Genomic DNA, 16,353 nt, shown 5'->3' with positions numbered 1-16,353 from the left:
AGCTACCGCGGGTGTCCGCCACGGAGCGATGTCGCGGGCCTCGGCTCGTTCGTAATCTCGCCGCACTGCGGAGAAACCGGCGAGAGGACTTTTCTGATGACCATCCCCACCGAACCGAAAACACAGCTGCAACGGTTCCGGGTACCGATTCTGCTCATCGGTACCGCCGTGTTGCTGATCGCCGCCCGGGCGCTGGACATGCTGGTTTCGGGCGTGCCGGTGCTGCGTCTGCTCGTCGGGATCGGCGCGGCCGCCGGGGCGATCGTCGCCTACCGATGGCTTTCCCAGCGCGTCGAAGACCGGGAGGTCACGGAACTGGCCGCCACCGGGCGGTGGAGCGGGCTCGGGCGCGGCGTGCTCATCGGCGCGGGCACTTTCCTCGCGACCATGCTGCTCGTGTCCCTCTTCACCGACGCCGACTTCACCAGTGGCTCGGTCTGGGCGTGCCTGGGCGTGGCCGGCTCGATGGCTTCGGTGGCGGTCACCGAGGAACTGCTGTTCCGCGGAGTGGTGCACCGCGTTCTGGAACAACGGATCGGCAGCATCATCGCGATCGCGATCTCGTCCCTGCTTTTCGGCCTGACGCACCTGCTCAACGGCAACGCCACGCTCTGGGGCACCCTGGCCATCGCGGTCGAAGGCGGCGCGCTGCTGGCCATCGCCTACACGGCCACGCGGTCGCTGTGGTTGCCGATGGGCCTGCACTTCGCCTGGAACTTCACCGAATCCGGCGTGTTCGGCACCGCGGTCTCCGGCGCGGAAAGCGAATCCGGCCTGCTGCGCACCGTCCTTTCCGGACCGGACGTGCTCACCGGCGGGGCGTTCGGCCCGGAAGCGAGCCTCTTCGCGCTGCTGTGCTGCCTGGTCCCGGCGGTGTGGCTGCTCCGCAGGGCGAAGCTGGTCACACGGTGACCAGCCCGGTCCGGTAGGCCAGCACCACGGCCTGCACCCGGTCACGCAGGTCCAGTTTGGTCAGGATCCGCGAGACGTAGGTCTTCACCGTTTCCACGCTGAGCACCAGTTCGGCCGCGATCTCCGCGTTCGACAGGCCGCCGGCGATCAGCCGCAGCACCTCCAACTCCCGTCGCGCGAGCTTGTCCAGCGGGCCCGCGGCGGGAGTCCCGGCCGGGCGGATCCGGTCGGCGTAGCGGCCGATCAGCGTCCGGGTCACCGCGGGCGCGAGGAGCGAGTCGCCACGGGCGACCGTGCGCACGCCCTCGACCAGTTCGTTCAGCGGCGCGTCCTTGAGCAGGAACCCGCTCGCACCGGCCCGCAGCGCGTCGTAGACGTACTGGCCGACGTTGAAGGTCGTGACGATCAGGACCTTCGCCGGACTCGCCGCTTCGGGACCGGCGATGCGGCGGGTCGCCTCGATCCCGTTCAGCAGCGGCATTTCGATGTCCATCACGACGACGTCGGGGTGCAGCCGCTCGAACAGCGCGAGTGCCTCGTGGCCGTTGCCCGCCTGGCCGGCCACCTCGAAATCGGGCTGAGCGCCGAGGACGGTCGCGTAACCCGCGCGGATGAGTTCCTGGTCCTCGCAGATCAGGACGCGGATCGGTGAGCCGGTCATGCGGCACTCCCGGCGGGGATCATCGCGCTGACCCGGAACCCGTCCGCCAGCGGTCCCGCAGCGAACCGGCCGCCGAGCGCCTGCACCCGGTCACGCAGGCCGCCCAGCCCGCGGCCGCCGGAACCTAGCGCGTCGGGCCCGGTCGTCGGGCTTCCGGTGGTCACTTCGATTTCGAGGAAGTCGGCACCGTAGCTGACCCGCACCGCCGCCGGGGCTCCGGCGGCGTACTTGGCCGCGTTGGTCAGCGCTTCCTGCACGATCCGGTAGGCGGTCAGCTCGGTTTCCGCGGGCAGCTCGGGGCGTTCGCCCTCCTCGACCAGCTCGACGACCCGGCCGGGCTGGTCGACGAGGTCGCGCAGGGCGGCCAGGCCCGGGGTGCGCGCGCCGGTCGCTTCGAGCACGCCCAGCAGGAACCGGAGTTCGGTGAGGGCGTCCCGTCCCGAGCCGGTGATCGCGGTGAGCACCTCCGGGACGCGCTCGGGTGCCAGGTACCGGGCGGCGTCGGCCTGGACCACCATGGCCGTCACGTGGTGGGTCACCACGTCGTGCAGTTCACGGGCGATCCGCGCGCGTTCGCCGGCCACGGCGGCTTCGTGGACGAGGCGGCGCCGCTCGGCCTCCTGATGCCGTCGCTGCCGCACCATCGCGCCCAGCAGCCAGACCGCGGTCAGCACCACGAAGTAGACGACGTAGTCCGATGGGCCCGCTGGCGATCCGCGCAAGATCAGGAGCACCGCGAACACCACATACCCGGCCGATGCCACCACAGCCGACACCCGGCGGAACCGCTCCTCGTGCGCCCCCACCGAATACAGCGCGAAGTACAAACCGAGGCTGCCGACGGTCGTGGGGTACGCGAGCACCTCGTGCGCGGCGAAGCTGATCCCGATGACGGCGAACGTCGCAGCGGGCCACCGGCTGCGCACCGCCAGCGGCAGGGTCTGCCCGAGGACGAGCAGGACGGCGAGGACGTCACCCCCACGACGCGGCAGGTCCCCGAACTGTGCCCCGATGACGGCGAGTCCCGGCACGAACGCGGCGGCGGTGAGCGCCACGGAGAGCCACCGGTCCCGCACTTCGGCACCGATACCCGCCCAGCGGCTCCGGAGACTCCTCGGTGTCGACATGGACGGGAGCCTATCGACCCGCCACGGCAGCACCGCCTGACCAGCTTCGTGCCCTGTTCGAGAACGCCCAGTGGTCAGCTCAAGCCGGGGATCAGCTCGCCGATCAGGCGGATGCTCCTGAGCACCTTCTCGTGCGGGATGCCACCGATCTGCTGCAGGCACATCATCCGGTCGATCCCGAGATCCGCGTACGCCCGCAGCTTCTTGCGGCAGGTGTCCGGGCTGCCCACGATCAGCGAGTCCTGCGCGCTCAGCACGGTGAAGATCTCGTCGTCGGGCACCGCTTCACCCTGCAGGATCCTGGCGATCAGCAGGTTCGCCTCGGTCGGCGCGTTGCGTGCCTCGTTCCGGAGGAACTCGCCGGTGAGACCCCCACCGTCCGGCGACGCCACGATGTCCTCCTGGCGCGCGTTCAGCCGCACGAACTCACTGGCCGCTTCGAAGAAGGTCAACGCCGTCACCGTGTACCAGGCCGCGGCCGCGGCGGCACCGTTGCGCATCGCCTCCTCATCGGTGTCCGCGCAGTGGACGAACGTGAAGAAGCCGACCTGGTCGTTGACGAACGCCCCGACCGGATCCGTGCACCGCCCGGCCGCAGCCCGGTACAACTCGACCAGCCTGCCCGCGCGCTCCAGCGACTCCCACATCGTCGTGCCCAGCACGCCGACCCCGCGGCGCCCGGCCTCCTCGAACGACGGCGGGCTCGCGGCCGCCTGCCACAGCGGCGGATGGGGCCGCTGCAGCGGCTTCGGCGAGATCGCGACCTCGTCGACGCGGTAGGAGTCGCTGTCGTAGGAGAAGCGGTCCTCGGTCCACATCCGCGGCACCATCTCGAACGCCTGCTGCGTCTGGGCGCGCGCCTCGTCCGGGTCGATGCCGAACAGCCGCCACTCCGGGATCGTCGACCGGGTCAGGCCGAGCTCGACCCGGCCACCGCTGAGGTGGTCCAGCGTCGCGGCCCGCTCGGCGACGCGGATCGGGTGGTTGAACCGGCCGGGAGCGAGCACCGCCGCGTGACCCAGCCGGATCCGGCTCGTGCGCTGCGACAACGCCGCCAGCATCAGCTCGGGCGCCGAGGACAGGCTGAACTCCCCCGCACCGTGGTGTTCGACCTGCCACCAGCACCCGTAACCGAGTTCGTCGGCGAGCACCGCCTGTTCCAGCGCCTGGCTGAACCTGAGCTGCTCGTGCCCGTCCGGCCACGGCCGGGGGTTCTGGATCTCGTTGAACAAGTCGATCTTCATCCGCGGCCTCCGCCGGCTCGGGGTCACCGAAAGCTCAGTCAGCGACCACGACCACCGCGTTACACAAGTCGCACGATCAGCCCAGTCGAGCCGCGCAGGGACGGATCCGCTGTGGACGAGCGCCTATTCGTAGACGACGTATCCGGGCGTCGGTTCCAGCGCCAGTACCTCGGCCGGGGTCATCAGGCTCGCGCCGTCTCGGGTGTCCTCGTCGTAGAAGAGCTTGAAACCGGCGCGCACGTGGTCCGGTTTCGTCTTCATCACCCGATCCCAGGTGGCCTTCTTCGCCGCGGCGCTGCCGATGCCGTCGACGATCTTCATCGCCACGACGCCGTCGTGGGCGCGTAAGCCTGCCTCGTCGCGGACCACGGACGCCGAAACCTGGTGGTAGGCCATCAACTTCCGGGGCAGTCCGTGCCGTGTGACCAGTCCGCTCAGGTACTCCGCGACCGCGTCGAGGTCTTCCCCGGAGGTGCGGCCGAACTCCTGCCCCGGCACGACGCCCTCCGGCACCGCCCATTCGGGATCCAGCGCCACACCCACGTCAGGCTCGGCGAGCCAGCGCTCGTAGGCCTGCACCTCGGCCAGGAACGGCGCGCGGCCGGGCTGGATGTTCAGCAACAGCAAGCCGTTCATCGCGCGCGCCTGCGCCAGGTAGTCGGCGACGGTGGACTCCGAGGCGCGGGTGCGGTACATGCCGTCGGCCCCCGGCGTGCGGTGCGCGGCGGTGGCGATGAGTTCGACGACGGGCGTCGCCGGCCGGTCCCCCGGGAACTGCTGGAGCTGCTGCGTCAGCTCCTGGCCCGCCGCGGCCAGATCGCCGGTCATCTTGCCCAGCGCCTTGGCGCTCGGAGCGCCGCAGAAGCCGACCAGCAGGCCCGCGTCGATCGGCGCGGGCTTCGGTGCCGGCGGGACCGGGGAATCCGCTGCCAGCGGCGTCGGCGGGGCAGCGAGCGGCGGGGTGGGCGCCGGCTCGTTCGGCGGCGGGGCACAGGCCCCGGCGACCAAGCCGAGGCCGGTGATCAGCAGACCGCGCCGGGAAAGCCGGGCTTGAGCAGTGCCGCTCATGGGCGGGATTCCGGCGTGGCACCCGAAAAGTCGATCATGGAGGTCGAGTACCCGATCACCGTTGCGCAAAACCCGGCTCGAAAGCCGACAAAACACGCCTTGGCCTCGGCGTAAACCCCGGGGTCGGCGGGACCACCTCAATGGATGATGTTCCGGTTCCGCATACTGCTCGTTCTCGACCTCGAGTCAGATGACCTGGTTCTCGCCCTATGCTGTCCAAGACCGAAGTTCGCCGCTGTTCATGACGTTGGGGCTAGGGAACATGGACCTGCTCCAGCTGCGGTACTTCCAGGCGGTGGCCCGCCGCGAACACCTCAGCCAGGCCGCTTCCGAGCTCCGCATCGCGCAGCCCTCGCTCAGCCGCGCGATCGCCCGGCTCGAAGATGATCTCGGCGTGCCGCTGTTCGACCGGGTGGGGCGCGGGCTGCGGCTCAACCGATTCGGCGCCGGGTTCCTCCGGCGCGTCGACCGGGCCTTGCGCGAACTGGACGACGGCCGGCGCGAACTCGGCGACGCCGCCGGCCTCGACCACGGCAGCGTCGCCATCGCCGCGGAAACCCTGCTCACCGTGACCGGCCTGATCACCGGCTTCCGCGCCGCCCACCCCGGTGTCGACATCCGGCTCCACCAGTCCGACGCCGCGACCATGGCCAGGCAACTGCACACCGGCGAGGTCGACCTCTGCCTCGCCTCCCAGCCGCTGACCGGACCGAACCTGCGGACGCGGGAACTGCTCCGCGAGGACGTGCTCCTCGGTGTCCCGCAAGGACATCGGCTCGCCGGACGGAAACGCGTGCGGCTGGAAGACGTCGCGGGCGAACCGTTCGTCACCACCCGCCCCGGCTACTGGCCACGCGAGCTGACCGACCGGCTGTTCGCGGCGGCCGGACTGCGACCCGACTACGTCTGCGAAAGCGACGAGCCCGGCGCCACCGGCTACCTGATCAGCTCGGGCCTCGGCGTCGGCCTGGTACCCGCGTACTCCCGCAGCGCGGGCACCCACCTCCCGGGCGCCTGGGCGCACTTCGACGTCCCGGACTGCCACCGCGTCCTGAGCCTCGTCTGGCGCACGGACACCTACCTCTCCGCCGCAGCGCAGCGGTTGACCGACTTCGCCGGCGAGTACTTCCACCACCTGTAGGGAATGACCCTAGTCCCGGATCGTCCGGCGAGCGGGTCCGTTGGCGCTGCGTGGCACGATCGGCACCACGCCGATGGCGCTGAACACGGCCACGAACCCGTTCTCGATCTGGGTGGCGGTGCTGGGCCAGTAGGCGGGCCCGGTGCACAAGCCGCCTTGGCACTCCGTCGGCGGCGGACCCGCACATCCCGCGACGAGGAACACGAAGGCACTGGCGACGGCGGCCGAACGCAGGTGTTTCATCGAATGCCTTTCACGCGGCTCGGGCAGAACGCTGACCGGAGATCACCAGCACCATCACGCCGATGGCCAGCAGAATCGCGACGGCGGCCTGGGAGAACCCGGTGATCACGCTGACCAGCGCGCTCACCGCCCCCACCGCTTCCATGACCAGCGCGAGCCCGCGTGCCCACGGCCGTCGCCGCAAGGACACCGCGGCGAGCACCACCAGCGCCACGATGATCGGGTTGAGCACGATCACGAACCACACCGAACCCGCGACTTCCTGGTTGTGGTCCAGGCGGGCGGTGATCGTCAGCAACTGCACGATCCAGATGCCGAGCGAGGCCGACGCCTGCGCGAACATGACCACCTGGGCGATCTTGAGCTGCCTACCGACCACGACGACTCCCCTGGCTGGCGACGGGAATCGCACGGTAACGACTCCGGCCGGGTGCCCTCCGAGCCTGTCCGCTACCTGCCATCCCCGGACGGCAAGCCGAGGCGCCTCATCAAGAACGGAAGCGGGACTTCCCCGCCGCCACCAGGTCCTGCACGGTGGCGAACTTCACCCGTGGCCGTCCCGCGAGACTTCCCAGAGCGCGTTCCGCTCGATCAATGGCCAGAGCAGCGCGCCCGCCCAGGCTTTCGGGCTTGCGCCGGCGGACCAGCTTCCCGAACCGCGCCCGGCTGCCACCGGGCCGGAGCAACCGTCCCGCGGCGGCGTCCTCCAGCAGCGCGTCCACGGTTTCCGCGGCACAGACCCGATTCGTGCCGATGCCACCACTCGAGCCGCGTTTGATCCACCCGACGACATAGGTCCCCGGCAGCTCCGCGACGCGACCTCCGACGTGCGGCACCGTCGCGCTTCGCTCGTCGAAAGGCAATCCGGCGAGCGGTCGGCCCCGGTAGCCGGTCGCACGCAAGACGAGCTTCGCAGGCAAAGACTCCCCGCCCGTCAGGGCAACGGCTTCGACGCTTCCCTCACCCTCGAACCCGATCGGCGCGGCCATGAAACGAAAGACGATGCGCTTGCCCGGCGGGGGCGAAGCGTCCCAGTCGATCTCTTCGGCGTCGACCTCCGCGAAGACCGCCGCCTTGCTGCCCGGGTCGGCATCCCGGACGGCCGCACCGTCCACCACCACCCGCACGCCAGGGAGGTGACGCAGCGCCAGGAACTCCGGCCGGGTGAACGCGGCGTGCTCCGGTCCGCGCCGCCCGAGCAGGACCACTTCCCGGATCTTGCTGTTCCGCAACGCTTCCAGCGCGTGGTCCGCGATGTCGGTGCGGGCGAGGTCGTCGGGGTCCGACAGCAGGATCCTGGCGACGTCCAGCGCGACGTTCCCGTTGCCGATGATCACCGCTCGCTCGGCGGACAGGTCGACATCGCCGGCCGGCGCCTCCGGGTGTGCGCTGTACCAGGCGACGAACGCCGTCGCCGACAGGACACCGGTCAGGTCCTCGCCGGGCACGCCCAGCGGTTTGTCGACCGCCGCCCCGGTCGCGTAGACCACGGCGTGGTGGTGCGCGGCGAGGTCGGCGTGGCTGATGTCGGCACCGACCTCGACGTTGAGGTGCAACCGGAGCCGTGGGTGCTGGAACAGCCCGGCGAAGGTGTCCCCGAGTTGCTTCGTCGACGGGTGATCGGGAGCGACGCCGAATCGCAGCAGGCCACCGGGCACGGGCTGCCGCTCGATCATGCTGACCTCCGCACCCAAGCGCAGCAACGAATCCGCGGTGTAGCAGGCGGCGGGCCCGGTCCCGACCACCGCGACCCGCAGCTCGGCGGGCACCGGCGGCGGGAACCTCGGCGCGCCCCACTCGTTGTCCGCCGGGTTCTCGGCGAAGTACTGCCGCGTCAGTTCGGTGTAGACGGTGTCGGGCCCGCTCAACAGGTCGACCGGCGTGATGGCGTCCACCGGGCACGCGTCCGCGCAGGCCCCGCAGTCGATGCAGGCCCGCGGATCGATGTAGAGCATTTCGGCGGTCGCGAACCCGGGCTCGTCGGGCGTCGGGTGGATGCAGTTGACCGGGCACACCGACACGCACGACGCGTCGTTGCAGCAGTTCTGGGTGATCGCGTAGGCCATGGCGGTCCTGTCCGGTCAGAGCATGTGGGCACGCTGGTAGATCGCCATGGCCGGGCGGGTCAGCAGCCCGGCGCGGCCGAGGAAGTCCATCAGGTGCGCACAGCTCGAGCGCATCAGCGCGTGGTGGTAGGTGTTGCCCGCGGCCTCCTTCACCGCCCGCTCGGTGTCCAGCCCCGCCGCGGCGTACACGCCCTTGTTGACCATGTTGGACACGATGACGTAGGCGGCGATCGCGATCGCCAGGCTGCTGGTGCGCCGTCGCACCGGCCCGGCGTCGCGCATCTTCTCGCGGATCTCCTGGCGGGCGAACTTCATGTGCCGCGACTCTTCGACCACGTGGATCTTGCTGGTCGTGCGCACCAGCGGCAGCACGTTCTCCCCGCGCATCCAGTCCCGCTGCATCACGTCGAGGACCTCTTCGGCGACCAGGATGCCGCCGTAGGCCGTCTCGGCGGCGGCGAGCGTCTTGAAGCCGCGGCCGAGTTCGATACTCGCCCTGGTCGGGAAGTAGCCGGAGGCGCCCATCTTCTCGCACGCCCTGGCGAACATGATCGAGTGGCGGCACTCGTCGGCGATCTCGGTCAGCGCGAACTGGAAGTCCGCGCGACCGGGATCCGCGACGTACTGATCGCGCAGCACCATCTGCTGCAGGATCATCTCGAACCAGATGCCGGTGCTCATGATCGAGCACACCTCGTGCCGAGTCAGCGTGATCCGCTGCCGCTCGGTCATCTCCTGCCACAGGGGCGTGCCGAAGAGGGTGCTCCACTCCGGGTTCAGACCGTAGAGGTCCGGGTCCAGCGGGGCGTCCCAGTCCACCTCGTCGGCCGGGTCGTAGGACAGGGTCGCGGCCGAGTCGAGCAGGCGCCGGGAGACGTCTTCCCCGCCCCGCTGGGGGGCCGTCGATTCGGTACTCATAGGTGCTCCCTAGCCTCGCCTTTGAGGGTGTTACCCAAAGTCACAGCTACCCAAAAGTAACAGTCATTCCCGGTGCCAGCAAGAGCACTCGTCAGACGGCGGGCGGGACGACCACGACCTTGCCGTGGATCTCCCCCGCCTCGGCCTGCCGGTGAAGCTCGGGCAGTTCGCTCAGCGGCACGCGCCGGGCGATCTCGACGTGGAGGTCGCCGCTGTCGACGAGGGTGACGAGGTCGGAGAGCACCTCCTCGTCGGGGTGGACGAAGATCGTGGCCGCGCGCACGTTCCGCTCCTCGTCGCCGGGTGTCGTCACGGTCGGCGTCGTGGAGACGACCACGCCGCCGTCACGGACCCGTGCGGCCAGGGCGGTGAACCCGTCAGGGCTGATCGGGGCCAGGTTGAGCAGCACATCGACGGGCTCGGTCACCGCGTCGAGGACCGTGGTGGCGGTGTGGTCGACGATCTCGTCGGCACCGGCCGCCTTGACGATCTCACTGCTGCGCGGGCTCGCCGTGGCGATGACGTAGGCACCTGCGCGCTTGGCCAGCTGCACGGCGTACCCGCCGACCGGGCCACCGGCACCGTTGATCAGCACCCGCTGACCGGCCTTGAGCTCGCCGGCCTCGAAAAGTGCCTGCCAGGCGGTGAGCCCGACCGAGGGCAATCCGGCGGCATCGGCGAGCGGGATGCGCACCGGCGCCTTCACCAGCGCGTCCGCCGGGGCGACGACGTACTGCGCCGCCGAGCCGTCGGCGGTCATGGGGATGAAGCCGACGACGTTCCCGCCCACGCTGAGGCCATCCACCCCGTCACCGAGCGCGTCGATCGTGCCGGAGACGTCGTAGCCCGGAACGTGCGGCAGCGTCACCGGGATCGACAGGAAACCGGCGCGCATACCGCCGTCAGCCGGGTTGAACGCCGACCCGGCGACCTGGACGCGCACCTCACCCGCGGCGGGGACCGGCAGGTCGACGTCCTCGTAGCGCAGGACCTCGGGGCCACCCGTCTCGTGGAACCGTACTGCCTTCATGGTGCCTGTCCCTTCAGTGTTGTGCTTCGAATTCGAAGCAACTGAAGAGGACGGTAGCACTGCTTCGAACTGGAAGCAACTGCTTCGAGTTGGAAGCATTGATAGGCTCCGGCGCATGACCTCCTCGCCACCTCCTCTGGACGCCACCCAGCTGGGCGCGTACTTCGCCCTCATCGAGGCGAGCAGCCTGCTGAAGCACGCCGTCGAACAGCAGCTGCGGGACGCCGGGGACCTGAGCTACGTGCAGTTCCAGCTCCTGGCCACCCTCGGCGACTCCCCGGCGGGCAGCAGGCGGATGACCGATCTGGCCGATGGTGTCGTCTACAGCCGCAGCGGACTGACCTACCAGGCCCAGACGCTGGAGAAGCGGGGCCTGGTGACCCGGACGCCGTCCGCCGACGACGAGCGCAGCATCACCGTCACCATCACCGCAGAGGGACGAGCCGTGCTGGCGACGGTCTTCCCCGGCCACATCGCGATCCTCGACGACCTGCTGTTCGCTCCCCTGTCACGCTCCGATATCGAAACACTCGCCGACATCCTCGCCCGCGCCCGCGACCACATGCGCCAGACACCCCCACGCTCCGCAGAACCGCGACGGCGCAGGAAAACGGCCGGAACAGACCAGGCGCCCTAGGCCGCAACCGACGCTCGTCGCGGTCGTGAGCAAGCGCGGGCGAGATCCGGGCTGAGCCGGTGTATCCGGAATGTATGGCCGCTGGACCGGCAGCGCGCAGCCTGACCACCTCGTCAGCCGATCCGAGGGGTGGATGGATGGAAACCACGAGGCGTCCGACCGCGAGATCGATTCTGTACACGTTGTCAGGCGGCGCCATTTCCGTGTTCTTCGTGCTCGCCGCCGCGCAGCAGGCGCAAGCGGCGCCCGCACCCCACCCGCCCCCTGCTCCGGAGAAGAAGGCGACGGAGAACAAGCAGGCCGAAAACCGCAAGGCCGTGGACTCCGGCCTCTCCGGGCGCAACGAGCAGACCGGCAAGAAGCAGCGGCAGACCGCGGCGCGGAAAGCGGACGAGAAGAAGCAGGTCGAGGACCGGAAGCGCGTGAACGCCGGCGCTTCGGGGCGCGATGAGCAGACCGGCAAGAAGCAACGTGCCGTCAAGGCCGAGCAGAAGAAGGCCGACGACAAGAAGAAGGTTGAAGAACGCAAACGCGTCGACGCAAGCTCCTCGGGCCGGAACGAGCAGAGCGAGCGCGGTGAGCGCAAGCGCCGGGCGGAGAAGAAGGCCGCCGAAGACAAGAAGAAAATCGAAGAACGCAAGCGCGTCGACGCCGGCGCCTCCGGCCGCAATGAGCAGACCGGGCAGCGCGAACGCCAGGTGAAAGCCGAACAGAAGAGACGCGCGGACGAGAAGAAGATCGCCGAACGCAAGGCGGTCGATGCCGGGCCCTCGGGCCGCAACGAGCAAACGGGAAAGCTCAAGCGCAAGGCGGAAGCCGATCGGAAGGCGAGAGCAGACGAATACCAGCGACGACTGGAAAACCGTCGCTCGGTCGACGCCGGCCCGTCAGGACGCAACGAGCAGACCGGCCGCCGCGCGGCCCGCGTGGACACGCTGCGACGCCAGTCGGGGCTCCCCGGTGCCCGCCCGGCGCCGTCGAGCCCGCCGCGCGATGCTCAGGCGCCGGCGAGGCTCGGCCCTGGCAATGCCAAGGGCACCGCTGACCTGTTGCGCAACGCCCGCGCCCCGCAGGACCGCGACAAGAACCTTCGCGACCGGATCAGTGAACAGTTGCTGTCCTGGGAAGAGTCGATCGAACAGGGCGTCTCCGGCTTGCGGGGCTGGGCCGAAGGCGAGATCGACAAGGAGAAGAGCGACCCGGACAAGCTGCCCGACCTGGCCACCGGGTTGGGCAGGGTCGGCGCGGGGGCCTACGCGTCGGTGCACGACGACGTGCACGCGATCAACGACGGCCTGGAGACCATGCAGCGCGCGGGCAACGGGGACGCCGAAGCCCAGCGCCAGGTGGAGCGTGCGAGCCAGGACGCGATCAACGGCGTCGCCAACGCGGCGACCGAAGCCTGGAACGACCCTCGGGGCACGCTGGACCGGGCCGCCGAGAACGCCCGGCAGGCGCTGGACGACTTCGGGGAGGCGCCACTTTCCGGGACGGGCGGCCTGCTCGCGGGCGCCGTGGGAGCGGGCAAGATCACCCGGCCCGCACGAGGGCTCGACGCGGTGACCCCGGATCGACCCTCTCCGGAACCAGGCCGGCCGGATGAAGCCAACCGGCCCGCAGGCGAAGCTCCACCGGATGCCGCGTCGGTTCCGGAGCGGAATGCAGCGCGAAACACCCCGCCGGTCGGTGCGGCCCGCAGCCCCCGGGGCCCCTCGGCGAACACCGATTCGAGACCTCGGCGACCGGGCGACGGCGCCGATGCCCAGCGCCGCACGGGTTCCGTCACGCCGGACGGCTCCCGTCCTGGCAAGTCGACGGAAACCCCGGCCAAGCGAGACGACGGCGCATCGTCGGAATCGGCCCGGTCCGAACCGGACACGCAGGGTCCGAGCGACACCCGGACAACGCGGGACAGCGACGAGGCCGCCCCGGCCTGCGCCGTGAAGAACAGCTTCGTGCCGGGCACACCGGTCCTGCTGGCCGACGGCACGACCAAACCGATCGAACAGGTCAAGCTCGGCGACCGGGTCCTGGCCACGGATCCCGTCACCGGCGTCACCGAAGCCCGCCCGGTGACCGACCTCATCCCCGGACAGGGGCTGAAGGAACTGGTGCGGATCACCGTCGACACCGATGGCGACCGGGGTGACGCCACCGGAGTGGTCACCGCCACCGGCGAACACCCCTTCTGGGTGGCCGGCAGCCACCGCTGGACCGACGCGGAAGACCTGGTCCGCGGCGACCGGGTCCGCACCCCCGACGGCCGCCTGCTGGAGGTCGTCGCCCGAGACGGGTGGACACAGCAGCAGCGGGTGCACAACTTCACCGTCGAGGGCCTGCACACCTACTATGTGCTGGCGGGTGCCGAGCCTGTCCTGGTCCACAACGACGAGTGCGCGTCGCAGTACGAGGACATCACCAACCCGGGCGCCCGCATGCTGAACAAGCTGACGGACGTCGGACCCCGGAGTTTCGGGGAAACCCTGGAGGCCAACGGTTTCACCCGTACCGACAAGGGCCCGAACATCATGTACGAGAAGAACGGCACCAGGTACTTCCTCCGGGGCAAGGCCAACAGCCACGCGGGCTGGACGGCGGACTACTTCAAACCGGGCTCCAAGAAGGCCGACATCAAGATCAGATTGGGTGAGGACTGATGGGAACGGTGGATTCGCTGGTCACCGACCGCGACGAGTACCTGGCGATCCGGTCCCGTGGTGCGGCCACTTTCGACCTCGAGGCGAGGTTGCCCGCCCAGGTCTTCCGGACTCCCCGGCCGGACGCGCTCTTCTGCGAGTTCGACGTGGTGCTGACGCCGGAATTCTGGCCGGCGCTGTGCGCGATGGCCCGGTGGCACGGTGACGAACAGGTCGAACTCCTGGTGCTCGAACCGGAGGCCGACGAGTTCTACCTCCCGGAATACCGGCTGTACCCGGCGGTGAGCTTGTCCGTCGAGTCCTCGGTGGACGATTACTGGGCGGTGATCGGCCACGAGCCGAATGGGGAAGCCCTGGGGTCGATCGCGATATCGGCGGATGTCATCGCCGTGACCGGTCCGTCCGGAGCATGGGGCTGCTGGGGCGAACGGAATCCTGAAGTCGCCGTATTCCAAGGATTCCCCAGCGAGGCAGCGCGGGCTGAGTGGAGTGCCGAGTTCGGCCCGTTCCTCGACGTGTCAGGTGCGCTCGACTCCTACCTCCCCCTGACTTTCGCGGGCCGCTCGGTCCCGGCCGAATACGCTGCGACCTTGACCTCGAACTACGGCGGCGGAAAACGGTGAAGCCGAATGCGTTCCACCGGACCGGGAGCCCGACCTGTCCCTGCACTTCCGGGCCCACCACGCCCGCCGCCCCTAGGATCTCGAGTCCGATCGAGGTCAACGGCTTCGATACCGTGGCCAGGTGCGCAGCGGTGACCGGCCCGGCCGGGTGATCTTCCTCAACGGCACGTCGAGTGCGGGCAAGACCACCTTGGCCAGGGCCATCCAGGACGAGAGCGACACCCCGTTCGTCTACTGGGGCATTGACACGCTGTTCAGCCTGGTCCCGCCGAACTGGGGCGGGGGCCGCGACGGTCCCGCTCAGCCGCGACGGCTTCTGGTACGACCGCACCGACGGCGACACGGACGGGCACCCGTCGGTGATCGTCCGCTACGGCGAAGTGGGACGCCGGATGCTGCGGTCCGCCCGGACCGCAGCCGCCGCGTTCGCCCGCGGGGGTGACGACCTGGTCATCGACGAGTTGCTGCTGACCCCGAATCTGCTGCCGGAGTGGCTGGACGCGTTGTCCGGCCTGGAAGTGCTGCTGGTCCGCGTCACCTGCCCGCTCGCGGTGGCCGAAGAGCGCGAACGCGGCAGGCGCAACCCGCCCGGGCTCGCACGAGGTCACCACCGCATGGTCCACGACCACGGCGTCCCTTACGACCTGACCGTCGACAGCACCACGGGATCGCCCGCCGAACTGGCCAGAGCCGTCCTGCGCCAGCAACCCTCCGGTAAAACGCATTAGCACCGCCGAATCGAGTCATCAGCATGCCTGCTCTCCCCTTCTCCGACTGGCTTCGCGGCCACGCCGTCCCGCTCACCCACCTCGACCCGTCAGCGCCGCTCGACGACCTCGAACGGCTGCGCGACCTCATCGGCGACGCGCGCGTCGTCGCGATCGGCGAGCACTCGCACTTCATCCACGAGTTCGCGCTGCTGCGCCGGCGCATCCTGCGGTTCCTGGTCGAACGCTGCGGGTTCACCGTCCTGGCCTTCGAGTTCGGCTTCAGCGAAGGGTTTCCCCTCGACGCGTGGGCGCAAGGAGAGGGCACCGACGACGACCTGTCCGCTCACCTCGCCGCGACGATCCCGGTGGGCGTGGACGAGCCACTGCGCTGGATCCGCCAGTACAACCGCACGGCCGCGACACCGGTGCGCTTCGCCGGTCTCGACATCCCGGCGGCCGGTGGATCCCTGCTCCCCGCGCTCGCCCCGGTCGCCGACTACCTGCGTCGGATCGATCCCGAAATCCTGCCCTCGCTCCAGGAGGCGATGCGGATCGCCGAATCGTTCGGCGGCAACTCCGGGGCCGTGGCCGCACCCGCGTGGGCGCGCCTGGCGACCACCGAACAGGACACCCTCAGCGCGATCCTGGCGCGCCTGCTCATCAGGTTCCGCGCCCTCGAACCGCTCTACGTCTCCCGCGGCGACCAGCCCGGCTACGACCTCGCCCGGCGCCGTCTCGAAGGCGCCTGTCACGGCGACTACACCTTCCGCGCCATGGCCGGTCTTTTCGCCGGAACCGGTCTGACCGCGGACACCTCGGCCCGCGACAACTACCTGGCCGAATCGGTCCGGTGGCACCTGGAGCGCCACGAGCCCGGCACCCGCATCGTGCTGATGGCGCACAACGCCCACATCCAGAAAACGCCGATCGCCTTCGACGGCCACCTCACCGGGTTGCCGATGGGCCAGCACCTGCACCGCTCGCTCGGCGACGACTACTTCGCCCTCGCCCTGACCAGCATCACCGGCCAAATCCCGGAGATGCGACGCGATGAGGAAACGTCCTTCGGCTTCACCATCGACCACACGACGCTGGAGGCGCCCGAGGCCGGGAGCGTCGAAGCCACCTTCGCCGACGCCGGACTGGGGCTCGGCATCGCCGACCTCCGCCGGGCACGCACGACTGGCGACGTGGCCGGCCCGGACCGCATCCGCATGCAGAGCGTCTACGTGCACACCCCCGTCCTCGACGCCTTCGACGGCATCCTCAGCACGCCGGCCTCCAGCGTCGCCGAGGACATCCGTCTCTGAGGAACC

16 protein-coding genes and 1 pseudogene are annotated in these 16,353 nt (G+C 69.9%); 8 read left to right on the top strand and 9 right to left on the bottom strand.

Features of this window, described 5'->3' with window-relative positions; genetic code table 11:
* Positions 1-96: 96 nt before the first annotated feature.
* Positions 97-912 (top strand): CPBP family intramembrane glutamic endopeptidase, encoded by an 816-nt coding sequence (locus JOM49_RS21090; protein WP_245369401.1) that lies wholly within the window; start codon positions 97-99, stop codon positions 910-912.
* On the opposite strand, the gene JOM49_RS21085 is transcribed toward JOM49_RS21090, so the two are convergent.
* The 4 genes from JOM49_RS21085 to JOM49_RS21070 form a co-directional block, all read right to left on the bottom strand.
* The gene (locus JOM49_RS21085; RefSeq protein WP_209665981.1) at positions 902-1,573 is read right to left on the bottom strand and encodes a response regulator; all 672 of its coding nucleotides are present in this window, start codon (positions 1,571-1,573) and stop codon (positions 902-904) included. The two genes, JOM49_RS21090 and JOM49_RS21085, sit on opposite strands and share 11 nt — an antisense overlap.
* Positions 1,570-2,700 (bottom strand): sensor histidine kinase, encoded by a 1,131-nt coding sequence (locus JOM49_RS21080; RefSeq protein ID WP_209665980.1) that lies wholly within the window; start codon positions 2,698-2,700, stop codon positions 1,570-1,572. Before JOM49_RS21080 ends, JOM49_RS21085 begins: the two co-directional genes overlap by 4 nt.
* A 74-nt stretch (positions 2,701-2,774) precedes the next feature.
* Positions 2,775-3,944 (bottom strand): LLM class flavin-dependent oxidoreductase, encoded by a 1,170-nt coding sequence (locus tag JOM49_RS21075; RefSeq protein ID WP_209665979.1) that lies wholly within the window; start codon positions 3,942-3,944, stop codon positions 2,775-2,777.
* Positions 3,945-4,067: 123 nt separating this feature from the next.
* Positions 4,068-5,012 (bottom strand): hypothetical protein, encoded by a 945-nt coding sequence (locus JOM49_RS21070; RefSeq protein ID WP_209665978.1) that lies wholly within the window; start codon positions 5,010-5,012, stop codon positions 4,068-4,070.
* 262 nt (positions 5,013-5,274) lie between these two features.
* On the opposite strand from JOM49_RS21070, the gene JOM49_RS21065 reads away from it, so the two are divergent.
* Positions 5,275-6,153, top strand: coding sequence for a LysR family transcriptional regulator (locus tag JOM49_RS21065; RefSeq protein WP_209665977.1), 879 nt, complete (start codon positions 5,275-5,277; stop codon positions 6,151-6,153).
* Positions 6,154-6,162: 9 nt separating this feature from the next.
* On the opposite strand, the gene JOM49_RS21060 is transcribed toward JOM49_RS21065, so the two are convergent.
* From JOM49_RS21060 to JOM49_RS21040, 5 genes are all read right to left on the bottom strand, one after another.
* Entirely contained in the window at positions 6,163-6,396 is a 234-nt protein-coding gene (locus JOM49_RS21060; RefSeq protein ID WP_209665976.1) for a hypothetical protein, read from the bottom strand.
* A gap of 10 nt (positions 6,397-6,406) precedes the next feature.
* Complete coding sequence (locus JOM49_RS21055) at positions 6,407-6,775, bottom strand: hypothetical protein (RefSeq protein WP_209665975.1); 369 nt, start codon at positions 6,773-6,775, stop codon at positions 6,407-6,409.
* Between the two features lie 109 nt (positions 6,776-6,884).
* Entirely contained in the window at positions 6,885-8,462 is a 1,578-nt protein-coding gene (locus tag JOM49_RS21050; protein ID WP_209665974.1) for an FAD-dependent oxidoreductase, read from the bottom strand.
* 15 nt (positions 8,463-8,477) lie between these two features.
* Positions 8,478-9,380: an AurF N-oxygenase family protein gene (locus JOM49_RS21045; protein WP_209665973.1), complete on the bottom strand. Its 903-nt coding sequence runs from the start codon at positions 9,378-9,380 to the stop codon at positions 8,478-8,480.
* Positions 9,381-9,471: 91 nt separating this feature from the next.
* Positions 9,472-10,410: an NADP-dependent oxidoreductase gene (locus JOM49_RS21040; protein WP_209665972.1), complete on the bottom strand. Its 939-nt coding sequence runs from the start codon at positions 10,408-10,410 to the stop codon at positions 9,472-9,474.
* A gap of 115 nt (positions 10,411-10,525) precedes the next feature.
* Between JOM49_RS21040 and JOM49_RS21035 the strand changes: the two genes are divergently transcribed.
* From JOM49_RS21035 to JOM49_RS21010, 6 genes and pseudogenes are all read left to right on the top strand, one after another.
* The gene (locus JOM49_RS21035; RefSeq protein WP_209665971.1) at positions 10,526-11,047 is read left to right on the top strand and encodes a MarR family winged helix-turn-helix transcriptional regulator; all 522 of its coding nucleotides are present in this window, start codon (positions 10,526-10,528) and stop codon (positions 11,045-11,047) included.
* 137 nt (positions 11,048-11,184) lie between these two features.
* Positions 11,185-13,704 carry a polymorphic toxin-type HINT domain-containing protein gene (locus tag JOM49_RS21030; RefSeq protein WP_209665970.1) on the top strand — a complete coding sequence of 840 codons (2,520 nt, stop codon included), beginning with the start codon at positions 11,185-11,187 and terminating at the stop codon, positions 13,702-13,704.
* The gene (locus JOM49_RS21025) at positions 13,704-14,327 is read left to right on the top strand and encodes a hypothetical protein (RefSeq protein ID WP_209665969.1); all 624 of its coding nucleotides are present in this window, start codon (positions 13,704-13,706) and stop codon (positions 14,325-14,327) included. The genes JOM49_RS21030 and JOM49_RS21025 overlap by 1 nt, the downstream gene beginning before the upstream one ends.
* Before the next feature lie 121 nt (positions 14,328-14,448).
* Positions 14,449-14,538: pseudogene (locus JOM49_RS44360) on the top strand (phosphotransferase-like protein); the annotation flags it as partial.
* A 31-nt stretch (positions 14,539-14,569) separates the two neighbouring features.
* On the top strand, positions 14,570-15,055 hold the full coding sequence (locus tag JOM49_RS21015; protein WP_245369400.1) for a phosphotransferase-like protein: 486 nt from the start codon (positions 14,570-14,572) through the stop codon (positions 15,053-15,055).
* A gap of 23 nt (positions 15,056-15,078) precedes the next feature.
* Positions 15,079-16,347: an erythromycin esterase family protein gene (locus tag JOM49_RS21010; RefSeq protein WP_209665966.1), complete on the top strand. Its 1,269-nt coding sequence runs from the start codon at positions 15,079-15,081 to the stop codon at positions 16,345-16,347.
* The last annotated feature ends 6 nt before the right edge of the window (positions 16,348-16,353 follow it).

Source organism: Amycolatopsis magusensis (genome assembly GCF_017875555.1).
Taxonomy (GTDB): Bacteria; Actinomycetota; Actinomycetes; order Mycobacteriales; family Pseudonocardiaceae; genus Amycolatopsis; species Amycolatopsis magusensis.
The sequence above is the reverse complement of the archived record's forward strand: the minus strand, read 5'-3'. Positions and strand labels throughout refer to the sequence as shown.

Coding starts and splice junctions, on each gene's coding strand:
- JOM49_RS21090 (WP_245369401.1), top strand. CDS start 97: ATGACCATCCCCACCGAACCGAAAACACAGCTGCAACGGTTCCGGGTA.
- JOM49_RS21085 (WP_209665981.1), bottom strand. CDS start 1,573: ATGACCGGCTCACCGATCCGCGTCCTGATCTGCGAGGACCAGGAACTC.
- JOM49_RS21080 (WP_209665980.1), bottom strand. CDS start 2,700: ATGTCGACACCGAGGAGTCTCCGGAGCCGCTGGGCGGGTATCGGTGCC.
- JOM49_RS21075 (WP_209665979.1), bottom strand. CDS start 3,944: ATGAAGATCGACTTGTTCAACGAGATCCAGAACCCCCGGCCGTGGCCG.
- JOM49_RS21070 (WP_209665978.1), bottom strand. CDS start 5,012: ATGAGCGGCACTGCTCAAGCCCGGCTTTCCCGGCGCGGTCTGCTGATC.
- JOM49_RS21065 (WP_209665977.1), top strand. CDS start 5,275: ATGGACCTGCTCCAGCTGCGGTACTTCCAGGCGGTGGCCCGCCGCGAA.
- JOM49_RS21060 (WP_209665976.1), bottom strand. CDS start 6,396: ATGAAACACCTGCGTTCGGCCGCCGTCGCCAGTGCCTTCGTGTTCCTC.
- JOM49_RS21050 (WP_209665974.1), bottom strand. CDS start 8,462: ATGGCCTACGCGATCACCCAGAACTGCTGCAACGACGCGTCGTGCGTG.
- JOM49_RS21045 (WP_209665973.1), bottom strand. CDS start 9,380: ATGAGTACCGAATCGACGGCCCCCCAGCGGGGCGGGGAAGACGTCTCC.
- JOM49_RS21040 (WP_209665972.1), bottom strand. CDS start 10,410: ATGAAGGCAGTACGGTTCCACGAGACGGGTGGCCCCGAGGTCCTGCGC.
- JOM49_RS21035 (WP_209665971.1), top strand. CDS start 10,526: ATGACCTCCTCGCCACCTCCTCTGGACGCCACCCAGCTGGGCGCGTAC.
- JOM49_RS21030 (WP_209665970.1), top strand. CDS start 11,185: ATGGAAACCACGAGGCGTCCGACCGCGAGATCGATTCTGTACACGTTG.
- JOM49_RS21025 (WP_209665969.1), top strand. CDS start 13,704: ATGGGAACGGTGGATTCGCTGGTCACCGACCGCGACGAGTACCTGGCG.
- JOM49_RS21010 (WP_209665966.1), top strand. CDS start 15,079: ATGCCTGCTCTCCCCTTCTCCGACTGGCTTCGCGGCCACGCCGTCCCG.